11 protein-coding genes are annotated in these 13,191 nt (G+C 59.6%); 5 read left to right on the top strand and 6 right to left on the bottom strand.

Going from position 1 to position 13,191, the window contains the following annotated elements:
* Window positions 1-23: 23 nt before the first annotated feature.
* The gene (locus C7123_RS07730) at window positions 24-1,742 is read left to right on the top strand and encodes a DEAD/DEAH box helicase (protein WP_083207015.1); all 1,719 of its coding nucleotides are present in this window, start codon (window positions 24-26) and stop codon (window positions 1,740-1,742) included.
* A 480-nt stretch (window positions 1,743-2,222) separates the two neighbouring features.
* Window positions 2,223-2,855, top strand: coding sequence for a ribonuclease H1 domain-containing protein (locus C7123_RS07725; protein ID WP_069174640.1), 633 nt, complete (start codon window positions 2,223-2,225; stop codon window positions 2,853-2,855).
* Window positions 2,856-2,948: 93 nt separating this feature from the next.
* Here the strand turns inward: C7123_RS07725 and thiL are convergent, their stop codons facing one another.
* From thiL to C7123_RS07700, 5 genes are all read right to left on the bottom strand, one after another.
* On the bottom strand, window positions 2,949-3,986 hold the full coding sequence (thiL, locus tag C7123_RS07720) for a thiamine-phosphate kinase (RefSeq protein WP_069174639.1): 1,038 nt from the start codon (window positions 3,984-3,986) through the stop codon (window positions 2,949-2,951).
* Between the two features lie 144 nt (window positions 3,987-4,130).
* The gene (gene lpxK / locus C7123_RS07715; RefSeq protein WP_069174638.1) at window positions 4,131-5,237 is read right to left on the bottom strand and encodes a tetraacyldisaccharide 4'-kinase; all 1,107 of its coding nucleotides are present in this window, start codon (window positions 5,235-5,237) and stop codon (window positions 4,131-4,133) included.
* A 9-nt stretch (window positions 5,238-5,246) separates the two neighbouring features.
* Entirely contained in the window at window positions 5,247-7,022 is a 1,776-nt protein-coding gene (gene sppA, locus C7123_RS07710; protein ID WP_069174637.1) for a signal peptide peptidase SppA, read from the bottom strand.
* 96 nt (window positions 7,023-7,118) lie between these two features.
* Window positions 7,119-8,054, bottom strand: a complete 936-nt coding sequence (locus C7123_RS07705) for a DUF4922 domain-containing protein (RefSeq protein WP_069174636.1) — start codon at window positions 8,052-8,054, stop codon at window positions 7,119-7,121.
* 74 nt (window positions 8,055-8,128) lie between these two features.
* Entirely contained in the window at window positions 8,129-8,686 is a 558-nt protein-coding gene (locus C7123_RS07700; protein WP_069174635.1) for a helix-turn-helix domain-containing protein, read from the bottom strand.
* A gap of 1,298 nt (window positions 8,687-9,984) precedes the next feature.
* On the opposite strand from C7123_RS07700, the gene C7123_RS07695 reads away from it, so the two are divergent.
* The 3 genes from C7123_RS07695 to C7123_RS13205 all read left to right on the top strand — a co-directional run bounded on the left by C7123_RS07695 (window position 9,985) and on the right by C7123_RS13205 (window position 12,509).
* A complete protein-coding gene (locus C7123_RS07695; protein ID WP_069174634.1) occupies window positions 9,985-10,557 on the top strand; it encodes an NAD(P)H-dependent oxidoreductase in 573 nt (190 codons plus the stop codon).
* 206 nt (window positions 10,558-10,763) lie between these two features.
* Entirely contained in the window at window positions 10,764-11,378 is a 615-nt protein-coding gene (locus C7123_RS07690; RefSeq protein ID WP_069174633.1) for a LemA family protein, read from the top strand.
* A gap of 12 nt (window positions 11,379-11,390) precedes the next feature.
* Window positions 11,391-12,509 (top strand): TPM domain-containing protein, encoded by a 1,119-nt coding sequence (locus C7123_RS13205; protein WP_083206767.1) that lies wholly within the window; start codon window positions 11,391-11,393, stop codon window positions 12,507-12,509.
* Window positions 12,510-12,631: 122 nt separating this feature from the next.
* On the opposite strand, the gene C7123_RS07680 is transcribed toward C7123_RS13205, so the two are convergent.
* Window positions 12,632-12,982: a winged helix-turn-helix transcriptional regulator gene (locus tag C7123_RS07680; RefSeq protein WP_069174631.1), complete on the bottom strand. Its 351-nt coding sequence runs from the start codon at window positions 12,980-12,982 to the stop codon at window positions 12,632-12,634.
* Window positions 12,983-13,191 lie beyond the last annotated feature (209 nt).

The raw sequence follows: 13,191 nt of genomic DNA, 5'->3' as shown, positions 1-13,191 counted from the left end.
CTGTGCTGCGCGCCATCCGCGAAATGGGCTACGAGGCCCCCATGCCTGTACAGGAAGAAGTGATCCCACTCTTGCTCGGCGAACACCTCGACATCATTGCTTTGGCACAGACCGGCACCGGCAAGACGGCAGCCTATGGCCTACCTATCTTGCAGAAAATCGACATCGCGCGACGCCAGCCGCAGGTGCTCATCCTCTGCCCCACACGCGAACTCTGCCTCCAAATAGCCGGCGACCTGAGCGATTATTCGCGCTACGTAGACGGCCTGCACGTGCTGCCCGTCTACGGCGGATCAAGCATTGAGAGCCAGATCAAGACGCTGCGGAAAGGTGTACACGTGGTCGTGGCCACGCCCGGCCGACTGCTCGACTTGCTGAACCGAAAGACGGTAGATCTCGGCGGTGTCCGCGACGTAGTCCTCGACGAGGCCGACGAGATGCTTGACATGGGCTTCACGGACAGCATCGACGCCATCCTGGCCGAAGTGCCCGAGGACCGACACATGCTGCTCTTCTCCGCCACCATGCCGCAAGAGATCGCACGCATCACCCGCAAGTACATGAAGGAGCCGCGCGAGGTCGTCATTGGTCGCCGCAACGAGGGCAACCAGAACATCCGGCACGTCTATTACATGGTGCACGCCCGGGACAAGTACGCCGCCCTAAAGCGCATCGCCGATTATTATCCCGGCATCTACGGCATCGTCTTTTGCCGCACCCGCAAGGAGACGCAGGAGATTGCCGACCGACTGATCCAGGACGGCTACAACGCGGACTCGCTGCACGGCGAGCTGAGCCAGGCGCAGCGCGACTACGTGATGCAGAAGTTCCGCCTCCGCAACCTGAACATGCTTGTGGCCACCGACGTGGCCGCGCGCGGGCTGGACGTGGACGACCTGACGCACGTGATCCACTTCGGCCTGCCGGACGACAACGAGTCGTACAACCACCGCAGCGGACGCACCGCCCGCGCCGGCAAGACGGGCATCTCGATCTCCATCTGCCATGTCCGCGAGAAGAGCAAGATCCGCCTCATCGAAAAAGCCATCGGCAAGAAGTTCGAGCGCGCACAGTTGCCCTCGGGCGAGGCCATTTGCGAGAAGCAGCTCTTCCATTACGTCGACCGGCTGGAGAAGGTGAAGGTGGACGAAGCCGAGATCGAGCGCCTCATGCCCGCCGTCTTCCGCCGCTTGGAGTGGCTCGAGAAGGAAGACATCATCAAGCGGCTGCTGTCGCTGGAGTTCAACCGCATGCTCGACTATTACCGCGACGCCGAGGTGATCGAAGATGTGGACGACGCCCGCCCGGAGCGCCGCGAGAAAGGCGACAAGAAGGAGCGCACCGACCGACGCGCCGCTAAACGCGAAAACCGTGGAGACGACACGGGTTTCCGCCGCCTACGCCTCAACTTCGGCAAGGACGACGGCCTCTACCCCGCGCAGGTGATCGACCTGATCAACCGCTGTGTGCCCGGCCGTAAGGTGGATATTGGACGCATCGAAATCGGACGCGATAGCAGCTATTTCGAGGTGGAGCGCGACGCCGCGCGACGTGTGGCCGACAGCATGAACAGCTACGAGGTGGACGGCCGCCCTATCTCTGTCTCCCCCATGCACGACGACGACGCCGATGGCGATCGCGGCGACCGCAAGCCCTACCGACGCAAGGCATCCGCCCCCCGTTCGTACGGAGGCGGCAAGCCCTGGCGCCGCACGCCCGACCGTAAGCGGTCACGGCGATAGGCGTCAGGGACGCCGGCCAAGTTTGCCGGGTACACGGGGGAGAGCCCTTCCGCCTTTCGATTGTACGATACAATGGGTCCAAAGGCTCTCCCTCAATTGTACGATACAATGGGCCCAAAAAGTTTTTTTCAGGCCATTGTACGATACAATCAGCCCAAAAAGTTTTTTTCAAGCCATTGTACGATACAATTGGCCCAAAAAGTTTTTTTCAAGCGATTGTACGATACAATCGGCCCAAAAAGTTTTTTTCAAGCGATTGTACGATACAATCAGCCCAAAAAGTTTTTTTCAAGCCATTGTACAATACAATCGGCCCAAAAAGTTTTTTTCAAGTGATTGTACGATACAATGAGCACAAAGGGTCTCTCGCGATTGTACGATACAATGGGCACAAAGGGTCTCTCGCGATTGTATCGTACAATCGGCCTCTGCAGAGGCCTTCCCCCTCCTTTCGTTTTTAGCTTTTCGTTTATCGTTCCCATGTCAGGAAAGAGCAAATACTACGTCGTATGGAAGGGCGTCGAGCCGGGCGTCTACGACAATTGGGCGGACTGCCTCCGCCGCACCCAAGGTTTTGAAGGCGCTCAGTACAAGTCGTTCGCCACGCGCGAAGAGGCCGAACGCGCCTTCTCCGAGTCGCCCTACGAACACCTCGGCCGCACGCCGCGACGTGCCGGGACCGCCGTGTCGAAGGCCGTCGGACCCTGCATCCCGCAGAGCCTGGCCGTCGATGCGGCGTGCAGCGGCAACCCGGGCGACATGGAGTATCGCGGCGTGCATGTAGCCAGCGGCCGCCAGCTCTTCCATATCGGCCCGATGGCGCAGGGCACGAACAACATCGGCGAGTTTCTGGCCATCGTCCACGCCCTAGCTCTCTGCGCTAAGACGGGGCAAACCCAGCTGCCGATCTACTCCGACAGCCGCAACGCCATCGCGTGGGTCAAGCAGCGTCACTGTCGCACGAAGCTCGCCCCCACCGCAGCCAACGCCCCCATCTTCGACCTCATCCGCCGTGCCGAGGCGTGGCTCCACGCCCACACCTACACCAACCCCATCCTGAAATGGGAGACGGAAGCGTGGGGCGAAAACCCCGCCGACTTTGGGCGGAAGTGACGACGCATACGCAAACAAAAAGGCCGGGTACATGGCTGGGAACGTCCCCATCCGTGTACCCGGCTAATCTTTTACCCCTATCCGTGTGCCCATTTATCGCCCTTGCCAACCTTGCGCTTGCAAGGGCACCTCACCGCCATCGCGGCCGACGAGGATACAGCCCTGCTCCGGGCGCGTGATGTGGCCAATGATGCGTACACCGGGTAACCGCTCGGCGCGATCGTAGACTGAGAGGGGGAGGGTGAAGAGGAGCTCGTGATCGTCGCCGCCGTTGAGGGCCGCTGTGGCGAGGTTCATGTTGAACTCCTCGGCCATGACGGCCGTCTGGTAATCGATCGGGAGGCGATCCTCGTAGATACGGCAACCGACGTGACTACGGGTGGCAATGTGGAGCAGCTCGGAGGCGAGGCCGTCGGAGATGTCGATCATGGCCGTGGGTAGCAGGTCGGCCTCAGTCAGACTGTCGATGATGTCGCGGCGGGCTTCGGGTCGGAGCTGTCGCTCGAGCAGATATTCACGACCGGCGAAGTCTGGCGCAAAGTCCGACTCGCCACGGAAGACGCGTTTCTCGCGCTCCAAGAGTTGCAAGCCCATGTAAGCTGCGCCGAGGTCGCCCGAGACACAGATGAGGTCCGTATCGTGGGCACCGTCGCGGCGGACAATGCGGTCGGAGGGCACGTCGCCGATGCAGGTGGCGGACAGCGTGAGGCCGGTCAGGGAGGCGGACGTGTCGCCACCGACTAAGTCGACGCCGTAGACGTCGCAGGCGTGGCGGATGCCGTCATAGATGGCCTCGATGTCCTCCACGGCAAAGCGTTTGGAGAGACCCAGGGCCACAAGCAGCTGCGTAGGCCGACCGTTCATGGCGTAGATGTCGGAAAAGTTGACCACGGCCGTCTTGTAGCCCAGGTGCTTGAGGGGGGTGTAGGTGAGGTCAAAATGTACGCCTTCGAGCAGCAGGTCGGTGGTGACAAGCGTGAGGCGATCTGCGGAGTGACGGATGGCGGCTGCGTCATCGCCAATGCCGAGGATGGTTGTGTCGTGGCGGGGCGTAATGCCGTGCGTCAGTCGGTCGATGAGTCCGAACTCGCCCAGCGTGGCGATTTCGGTGCGGGGGGAGAGATCTTTCATGTGAGACAAAAAATAAGAAGCTAAAAATGAATGGTACTAAGGGGACGGAAAAACGAGCGACGCAACGAGAGACACGACGAAGTACCCTCTAAAAAATTCAGCGCAGACTGGGCGTGTTGCCCCGCTTGCTCTCCATTTTGTGCGTTACCGCCTAAGGATATGGCTCTTCTCTATGGTTTCTACGTGGCGGATGACAAATTCATCGAAGCGTGACGAGGCGCCGAAGAGAAACGTGGCCTCTATCGGCAGGGCATAGGTGCGGGCGTGCCACTCAGCGGGGAAGAGGGGCGTCGTGCGCAGCCGCTCGGCGTCCTTTTCGGTGCAGAGGATGAGGGTCTCTGGCCGTTGCTTCTTGAGGGCGACGCGGATCTTGTCGATGTCCGTGCGATGGAACGTGTGATGGTCGGGGAAGGTCAGGGCGACCACCTGCTCGGTGTGCCGGCGGAGCTCTTCGATCAGGGGGGACGGGTCGGCGATGCCAGCGATGAGCAGCACGTCTGTGTCGGCCCCCAAAGACGACAGTTCGCGGGCGGGGCACTCCTCGGGCCAGACGCCCTCGAGCCGCCGGTAAGCGATGGAGGTGAAGAAGCGCGGGCGACTGATGTCGATCCGCAGCTCATCCTCGATGATCCGACTCTCAATGGGCTTCATGGCGGGATCACACTTGGTGACCACCACCATATCGGCACGGCGGACACCGGAGCGGGGCTCGCGGAGGGTACCCACGGGCAGCAGACGGTCGCGGGTGAAGAGGCGGTGGCTATCGGTGACTAAAATGGAGAGCGAGGGGCGGACGTAGCGGTGCTGAAAAGCGTCGTCGAGTACGACCACCTGCGGCCGCTCCGCCTCAGGCAGGGCCAGGAGGCGACGCATGCCCCGCCGACGGTGGCCATCGACGGCCACGGTGACGGATGGGTATTTGCGCTTGATCTGGCTGGGCTCGTCGCCGATCTCTCGCGCCGTGCTCGAGGCGCTGGCCAAAACGTAGCCCTTCGTTTTCCTTCGGTACCCCCGGCTGAGCACCGCCACACGATAGCGCGGCGAGAGCAGGCGGACGAGATATTCCACGAGCGGCGTCTTTCCCGCCCCCCCGGCCGAGAGATTGCCGACGCTGATGACGGCTATCGGGTAGGTCTCCGAGGGAAGGATCCCCAGACCAAAGCAGAGGTTACGCAGGCGCACGCCCAACCCGTAGCACAGCGCTAAGGGCCATGCTACGGGGTATTGCTTGTTTGTTTTGTTTGATTTCATCGGGTTGTGTCAGAGATTATTGGGCGTGTAAAGCATGCGCGCTTGCACGCCGTAGGTCGGATGGGCCGTGCGGAGGGCCTTGACATATTCGTAGTCCTCGCCGAGGGCATCCTTCAGGATAGACATCTTGATGCGCCCCACCTGTTTTTCGAGCAGATCGCGCAGGAAGTCGCTCTTGGAGGTCACCTCGATCACGTTATAGTTGATGATCTTGGCCTGCTCTCCGGCTAATTCAATGGCGCGCTCGAGTCCCCCCAGCTCATCCACGAGACCGATCTTGAGGGCTTGTTCCCCCGTCCAGACGCGTCCCTGAGCGATCGAGTCGATGTCGGTTTTGCTCTTGCCCCGTCCGTCGGCGCAGCGGGTGAGGAAGGTTTCGTACCCCCGGTTAACGAAGGCCTGCATGAGCGCTTTCTCGTCCTCGGTCATGGGACGCGAAGGATCCAGCATATCTGCGTAACGGTTCGTCTTGACCACGTCGGTCGTCAGGGCCACCTTCTTATAGAGGCCCGTGGCATTGGGGAAAATACCGAAGATGCCGATGGAGCCGGTGATGGTGTTCGGCTCTGCCACGATCTTACTGGCGCAGGCGGAGATGTAATAGCCCCCCGAAGCTGCGACGCTGCCCATCGAGACGATGACCGGCTTTTTTTTCTTCAGATCGCTCACTGTCTTCCAGATCTGTTCGGAAACGTAGGCGCTGCCGCCGGGCGAGTTGACGCGGAGCACGACGGCCTTCACGTCGTCGTCGCCCTCCAGCTTCTTCAAGTCGTCATTGAGGCGCTCCGTGATGGCTGCCTCGCCGGCACTGAAGCCCCCGGGCAGGCTTTCCACGATTTCGCCCTCGGCATAGACCACGGCGATCTTGTTGCGATATTCCTTCTCCTTCTTCTTGGCGCCCTTGAGCGCAGCAACGCTGGTTGCCTTCAGCTTGTCGCCCTTCTGGCCGGCGCGATCCATGAGGTACTGCTCCACCTCGCGGCGATATTTCAGTTCGTCGACGAGTTTGTACGCCACCGCCTTACGGGCGTCGAGCAGGGCGCCGCCTTCGTCGGCAAAGCGGTTCACATCGTCGGCCGTGATCTTGCGGCTCTTGGCGATGGAGCGGGTAATGTTGCCCCAGATGGTGCGCTGGTAGGCCGTGATTTGCTCCCTGTTGGCGTCGCTGAGCTTGTCGGTCATAAACTGTTCGACGGCGCCTTTGTAGGTGCCCACTCGGAAGATCATCATCTCCACACCGATTTTTTCCAGCGCCCCTTTGACGAAGGTGGTCTGCGAAGAGAGGCCGTTCAGCGAGAGCATCCCCTCGGGATTGAGGAAAACTTTGTCGGCTATGGAGGCTAAGTAATAGCCCCCCTGGGTATAGCGATCGGCATAGGCGACGACGAACTTACCACTCTCCTTAAAGTCGGCCAGCGCGCGGCGTACGGCATCGAGCGTGACCACGCCGCTCGAAAAAGCGCCCAGGTCTAAGTAGATACCCTTCACGGTCTCCTGTTCTTTGGCGTTGCGTATAGCAGCCACGAGGTCGTGCATGGACAGCGCCTCGTCGTTGCCGCTGACCAGAGCCGAAAACGGGCTCTCGGGCGTGGTCTCGGGGATCTCACCCGCCAGTGTAATCTTGAATACGCTCTCCCCCGCCTTCGGACCTACCGCTGCCGCGGAGCTTTTGCTGAGCCCGGCCACCATGCCTATCATTGTGACAAACAGGATGGCGCTGACTATGATCGAAGCCAGGATAAAGCCCAGCGTCGACGCAAACATCATCTTGAAAAACTGCTTCATATTTGGATTGGTTAGATATTAATACGTGATATGAACTGGCCGCTGAGACAACGGGAGATACCTCCTCGAGGCGTGCCCCAATGGCACAGTCATGGTTTACTTATCGAATCGGAGAGCTCGGATGGCCTCGTCCGAGGGGCAAACGGCACGGTAGACAGCGCGGAGTGTCTCGGCGTCGGTGGCCTCAAAGTCCTCGGTACGGACCGATATGAAGAGGCCGCCCATGTCGGCTGCGCCGGGAGCTGTCAGGATGCCCTCGCCGGGTTCCCAGGGCCGGTGGCGACGGCGGGGCATGACGATCACGACCCACTCCCCGGCCTCGTAGCGGGCCGTGAGGTTCATCATGGGCTCCTCGTCCGGGGAGGTCCGGGGCAGTGCGCGGACGACGCGCCCGAAGAGGGCCTTGGCAGCCTCCGCCGTCCGTGCGCGGATGACTAAGAGGGGGCGCAGGCAGCCAAGGATGCGGCTGAGGGTGGCCTCCGGCGAGCGAATCAGCAGCGTGGCGTGCAGGCTGTCGACCTCTGTGTCGAGGGGCATCTGCCCGCGGGTGACGGCCTGAAAATGGAGGTGATCCGGGGCGGAAGCGCCGCAGCTGGGGCCGTTGTAGAGGAGGGTGAGTCCGCTCAGCTGCCGCGCAAGCTCGAGGAAGTCGGCCATCCGTCCGTCGGCGATCGACTGAGGCGTGTGTGTGCGCTCGACGATGGTGTAATGGCGGCGGAAGATGGGGAAAGGGTTGACCAGGAGCAGGTAACGGTCGTCGAGGCAGGGCAGGGCGTCCTGCTCCGGCGGCCGATTGGCGTCGCAGAGGAAGCAGGGGCGCTGGCTGATGGAGGCCGCGTCGGTGCGGGCGCCGGACGAGACGATGCGAGCCGGGTTAAACTGGACGTCGATGCGGAATGCGCCGAAGCGCACTGTGCGGATGCGTACGTCGTTGAGGGCCTCGTAGTTCTGTCGGGCCATGGGCCAATGCGCCAGGTCGCGCTCCAAGAGCGCCTCCGCGCCAAGGGCCGAGAGTTCGTTTGTTGTAGACATGTTGTATAAGTGGTCGGGGGAAAAAATCGTGAATCAAAGTTAGACCGAGGCGCCAAAAGCCGTGCGGATGGGGCTTATCGGTAGCGCCCGAGGTCGTTCGCTTGGCGCAAATGGCGACGGCGTTGCGAGGGAGAGCAGTGGAAGTCGCGGTGGCAGGCATAGAAGAGGTTGGTGGTCGATCCCACGCCGCTCTGTCGGGCCACCTCCTCGATGGAGAGGTCGGTGTACCGCAGCAGCTCGTCCACCCTCCGCATCTGCCAGGCTATCCGGAAGGTGATGGCCTCCATGCCGGTCAGGGCCAGCACCAAGCCGTTGACATCGCTGGGCGTCAGGCCGTAACCCTCGCCAAAAGTCTTCAGGTTGCTTTTCCCCTCGCTCAGCATCCGCCGGAGATCGTCGAGCAGCTCTACGCCTGTATCCGCCGCGCGCTGAGGGATGGGTTCGTAGTGGATGGTACCGTCAGGCGCGTAGACGCGTCGCTCGAAAAAGAGCGTGATATAGATCTCATCCAGCGGAAACTGTGGCCGCACGGCAAGGGTTCGTCCACCCGTGCGCCGTCGTCGCTTTTCTTCGGGGACTTCCTGATCGCGCTCGTAGTTCCAGCGGCGCATGTAGAGCCTCTCTCGTGCCATTATCTAAGGATGTTTATGGTTTTCGTATTTACCTCCTCATTCACTCCGCAAATGTAACGCTTTTTATTCACTTCCAAGCCCATCCACCTCTGATTGTCACGGACAACGTTAACCTCCACCCCCACCGAGCTACGATTGCCTCAGGCAATATTCACACCTAACGTTGCGAGCTATGATTTTTCTGAGCAACATTCACTCCGAACCTTATGAGCTATGATTGCTTGAGACAACGTTCACTCCCAACTTTCGAAACTATGATCGCGCAGACGAACGTTCCGTCTAAAAATTGAGGGTTACTATTGTCTCGGACAACGTTAACTCCCAAGTCTTGCGGGTTATTATGGATAGAGACAACCGAGGATTCCTCGGCCAGGTATTTCCCATTGTCTCGGACAATCAGAGCTGAATACGTGTCCCTTTTCGCCATGCCTCAGACAATGGCAGATTCCTTGGATAGGTGTTTCCTATTGTCTCGGACAGTGAGAGATTAATACGTATTTCATTTCTTCATGTATAATCGATTATTAGATAGGTACCCGGGTAGGGGCGTATTGAATACGCCCCATATAGATTCAACGTCTACCCATTCGCCCTTTGCAGGGCGTTTGGTAGGGCGTATGCAATACGCCCCTACATTTCCGGAAAAAGATAAGGTTTTCTTGGGTAGGTATTACCTATTGTCTCCGACAATCAGAGACGAATACGTATTTCATTTCTCCATGTTTAATCGGTTATCAGATAGGGACCTAGGTAGGGGCGTATTGCATACGCCCCATATGCGTTTATCGTCTACCCCCACGCCCTTTGCAGGGCGTTTGGTAGGGCGTATGCAATACGCCCCTACCCTGCCGGCAGAAAAATCGGATTTGAAGGGTTGGCGTGGGATTACGTTTAGGAGAAGGGGAGATTCATTGATAAGAAGAACGAAAAAAGGAAGGATTTTTTGGCGGAAAGATAGGAGGCGGAAGATATAGCACGAACGGTTCAGACCTATTCTGCCGAGTAAACCATAAAAGAGAATAAGGATACAGAATACCCGCCGATGGATACGACGCTTCGGCCTACTTTTGTGGGCAGAAAGGGCCGACCGAGAGTGATCGGCGACGATTTTTTGAGGTATCAGGCCGAAAGATGCACGTCTTGACGCGTCAATCCCTCGCGCCGTTCGGAGGCGGTTCGAAATCACTGTGCCGACGGTGCGTGCCTACCCGAGGCGTAGCCTTCTGACTACGCTTAACTACCGCGCCAGAGGCGCATAACTACCGGGGCGAAGCCCCATAACTATTTACTAAACAAGTATGAAGAAAGTATTGATCGTGTCGGGACATACCGACATCCAGCACGGCTCCGTGGTGAACCGTCGCATCCTTGAGGTGGTGAAGCGAGAGCTGCCTGAAGTGACTATTGACTCGCTGAGCGAGCATTATCCCGACTTCCGCATCGACACGGCGGCGGAACAGAAGAAGGTGGTCGACGCCGACGTGATCGTCTGGCAATTCCCCCTCTTTTGGTACGCCAAACCGTCGCTGCTGCAGCGCTGGGAGGAAGAGGTATTTACTCACGGCTTCTCGCACGGCACGAATGGCAAGGCGCTGCAAGGTAAAAAGCTCATCCTATCCGTCACCACCGGCGCCACGGCCGAGTTCTACGCCCGCGAAGGCCGACCCAACGGCGGACTGGAAGACGTGCTCATGCCCGCCACGCAGGCTACGGTCAGCTTGACCGGCATGACGCTCGTCGATCCGGCGGTCATCACCTACGGATTCTCCTATGCGTTCCGCAATGATCCGGAACAGGCCAAGGAGTTTGACCGCAAGGCCGACGATCACGCCGCCCGACTGGTGGCCCTGCTCCGCGACGCAGCTAAATAAACAGGGATAGAGACTTAGCGTACTGATTTGTCCTATTTGGATCGGTCGCTCCCGAAACCGCCCCTCATCGGGCGGAGGGAGTGGCCGATTGTTTTTTACCCCCTACACGCGGCTCGGAGCGAATGGCCGCGACGCGGGGAATCGTCTCAAAGAGTGTATCTTTGAGGCCGATAAAACAACATCTCAACCACTAATAGCTTAAAGAAATGGAAACAAAATCTTCATCCATCATCCGTAAGCCCGCCTTTCGGATCGCCATCGTGGCCGTAGTGCTCATCGGGCTCTACGCTTTTTTCGCGGGTACTTACAACAGAATGGTTCAGCTCGACGAGAACGTGCAAGGCGCCTGGGGACAGGTCGAAAACCAGTACCAACGGCGCGCGGATCTGATCCCCAACCTCGTCAACACGGTCAAAGGTTATGCGGCACACGAGCAGGCTACGCTCACCGCCGTCATTGAGGCGCGCGCCAAGGCCACCCAGATCACCGTCGACCCCAATCACCTCGACGAGGCCGCGCTGAAGCGCTTTTCCGCAGCGCAGGGCGAACTCTCCTCCGCCTTAGGTCGCCTCATGGCGGTATCGGAGAGCTACCCGGAGCTGAAGGCGAACGAGAACTTCCTCATGCTCCAGTCCCAGCTCGAGGGAACCGAAAACCGCATTGCGGTGGAGAGAAAACGGTTCAACGAATTGGTGAACGTTTACAACGGCTACATCCGCCACTTCCCCAACAACTTCTTTGCGCAAGCCTTTGGCTTCCAACGCCGCGCCTATTTTGAGGCCGACAAGGAGTCGGAGAAAGCGCCCAACGTCAGCTTCTAACGCCGCAAAGAGATGACCGCGAGAAGGCTATACCAGGGGCTCGTTGTCTGGATCGTGAGCTGGCTCTCCGTCGGCCTATCGGCGCAGACGAGAGACGTTTACAGCGTGGAAGACGTGCCGAACGTGCAACTCATCGACAGTACGCGCTTCGTCTCCGACCCCAACGACGCCATCCCCGACGACGACGAGGCCGCCCTCAACCGCCGCCTCGGTCAGCTCCGCGATTCGCTCTCGGTGGAGATCGCCATCGTCGTCATCCCGGCCTATGACGTGGAGAAGTACAGCTCAGCCCGCGAATTTGCCAACGAACTTTTCAACACCTGGGGCATAGGTGACAAGGAGACGAACCGTGGCCTCTTGATCCAGCTCGTGACCCGTGAAGACCTCCGCGAGATCACTTTCGAGACCGGCTATGGTCTCGAGGGCGAACTGCCCGACGGCCTCTGCATGCTGATCCAGAAGCGTCGCATGATCCCGCCCATGAAGGAGGGCCGGTATGGCGAAGGACTCCGGGCTGGCCTCGAGGAGGTGCGCAAGGCACTCAGCAACGAATCGACCCTCGAGGCGGAGGAGGAGAAGAAAAGCAACACCCTCGCGGCCTTTGTCTGCTCCATCTGGTGGGCGCTCGGGCTGCTCGGCTTCGGTGGGATGCTCCGCAAACAGTGGCGTGCCGCCCGGACGGTCAAAGACTTCTCCGAGTTTAAGCAGATCGCTTGGGGGCATAACATCGCCGCGGTCTTTTCCGGCCTATTCCTCTGCCAAACGCCGATAGCGCTGCTCTACTTCCTGCTCAAGCTCATTCTCCGGAAACAATTGAGGCCCCAGATACGGTGCGAAGGCTGCAGCGCTGTCGGTCGCTTCTATCAGGAGAAGGGCTACCCGATCAAGAAGCCGAGAACGAACGGCACACTCAAGGTCTACCATTATGTCTGTCGCAATTGCGGACAGGTGAAGGTCGAGAAAGTCTTTAAGCGGACGCCGGACAGGTGGAGCGGCGGCTCAAGCAGCGGCAGCTCGTTCGGTGGCGGCTTAGGCGGAGGCTTCTCGTTTGGCGGCGGAAGCAGTGGCGGGGGCGGAGGCTCCTGGGGCGGCGGTTCGAGCGGCGGAGGCGGAGCCAGCTCGCGCTTCTGACCCATCGACGCGCCCTATTCCTGCTGGCGGAAACGTAAAAAGGGTATCCACCTCCTTTTCTGGAGAGGGATACCCTTTTTCTCTGCCCTCGGGACGACGGTAAGCCCGCGGTGCTGTTCGTTTTACGACACCGCGCCGGTCACCTCGTCAAAGTGTCGCTCGGCCCACTCGATCAGCGTCGCCAGCACCGGAATAAGCGAGCGCCCAGTCTCCGTAAGCGAATACTCTACCCGGGGTGGCACCTCGGGATAAACCACACGACGAATCAGGCGGCTGCGCTCCAAGTTCTTGAGCGTCGCTGTGAGCATTTTTTGCGAGCAGTCGGCCATGCTCCGGCCCAATTCGCTGAAGCGCAGTACGCCCCCCGGGCAGTCGTGCAACGTCCAAAGAACGAGGATAGACCATTTGTCGCCGAAGCGACTAATGACATGCCGGATGGGACAATTGGGGTAATTCGTTTTAATGTCGATCATACGTTTGGTGGATACTATGGGCGGACAAAGGTAGAGGCGCAAACAGTCGGCGCCAAGCCCCCTCGTTAATCTCGGTTAATCTTCCAAACTGCCCCGCTGATTCCGCCCCAATTCTTACCTCCCAGAAACTGACGCACCCTCCGGTTCCTTCTTTCACAGCCCGACGAACACGGGCACCTTTGCTTCGTCAAAGAGAGACGGCTTCGCAC

Source organism: Tannerella serpentiformis (genome assembly GCF_003033925.1).
GTDB classification, from domain to species: Bacteria; Bacteroidota; Bacteroidia; order Bacteroidales; family Tannerellaceae; genus Tannerella; species Tannerella serpentiformis.
This window is presented reverse-complemented; position numbering and strand designations above follow the sequence as displayed.

Excerpts from the sequence above, each read along its gene's own strand:
- C7123_RS07730 (WP_083207015.1), top strand. The coding sequence starts at position 24 with ATGGGCTACGAGGCCCCCATGCCTGTACAGGAAGAAGTGATCCCACTC.
- C7123_RS07725 (WP_069174640.1), top strand. The coding sequence starts at position 2,223 with ATGTCAGGAAAGAGCAAATACTACGTCGTATGGAAGGGCGTCGAGCCG.
- thiL (WP_069174639.1), bottom strand. The coding sequence starts at position 3,986 with ATGAAAGATCTCTCCCCCCGCACCGAAATCGCCACGCTGGGCGAGTTC.
- lpxK (WP_069174638.1), bottom strand. The coding sequence starts at position 5,237 with ATGAAATCAAACAAAACAAACAAGCAATACCCCGTAGCATGGCCCTTA.
- sppA (WP_069174637.1), bottom strand. The coding sequence starts at position 7,022 with ATGAAGCAGTTTTTCAAGATGATGTTTGCGTCGACGCTGGGCTTTATC.
- C7123_RS07705 (WP_069174636.1), bottom strand. The coding sequence starts at position 8,054 with ATGTCTACAACAAACGAACTCTCGGCCCTTGGCGCGGAGGCGCTCTTG.
- C7123_RS07700 (WP_069174635.1), bottom strand. The coding sequence starts at position 8,686 with ATGGCACGAGAGAGGCTCTACATGCGCCGCTGGAACTACGAGCGCGAT.
- C7123_RS07695 (WP_069174634.1), top strand. The coding sequence starts at position 9,985 with ATGAAGAAAGTATTGATCGTGTCGGGACATACCGACATCCAGCACGGC.
- C7123_RS07690 (WP_069174633.1), top strand. The coding sequence starts at position 10,764 with ATGGAAACAAAATCTTCATCCATCATCCGTAAGCCCGCCTTTCGGATC.
- C7123_RS13205 (WP_083206767.1), top strand. The coding sequence starts at position 11,391 with ATGACCGCGAGAAGGCTATACCAGGGGCTCGTTGTCTGGATCGTGAGC.
- C7123_RS07680 (WP_069174631.1), bottom strand. The coding sequence starts at position 12,982 with ATGATCGACATTAAAACGAATTACCCCAATTGTCCCATCCGGCATGTC.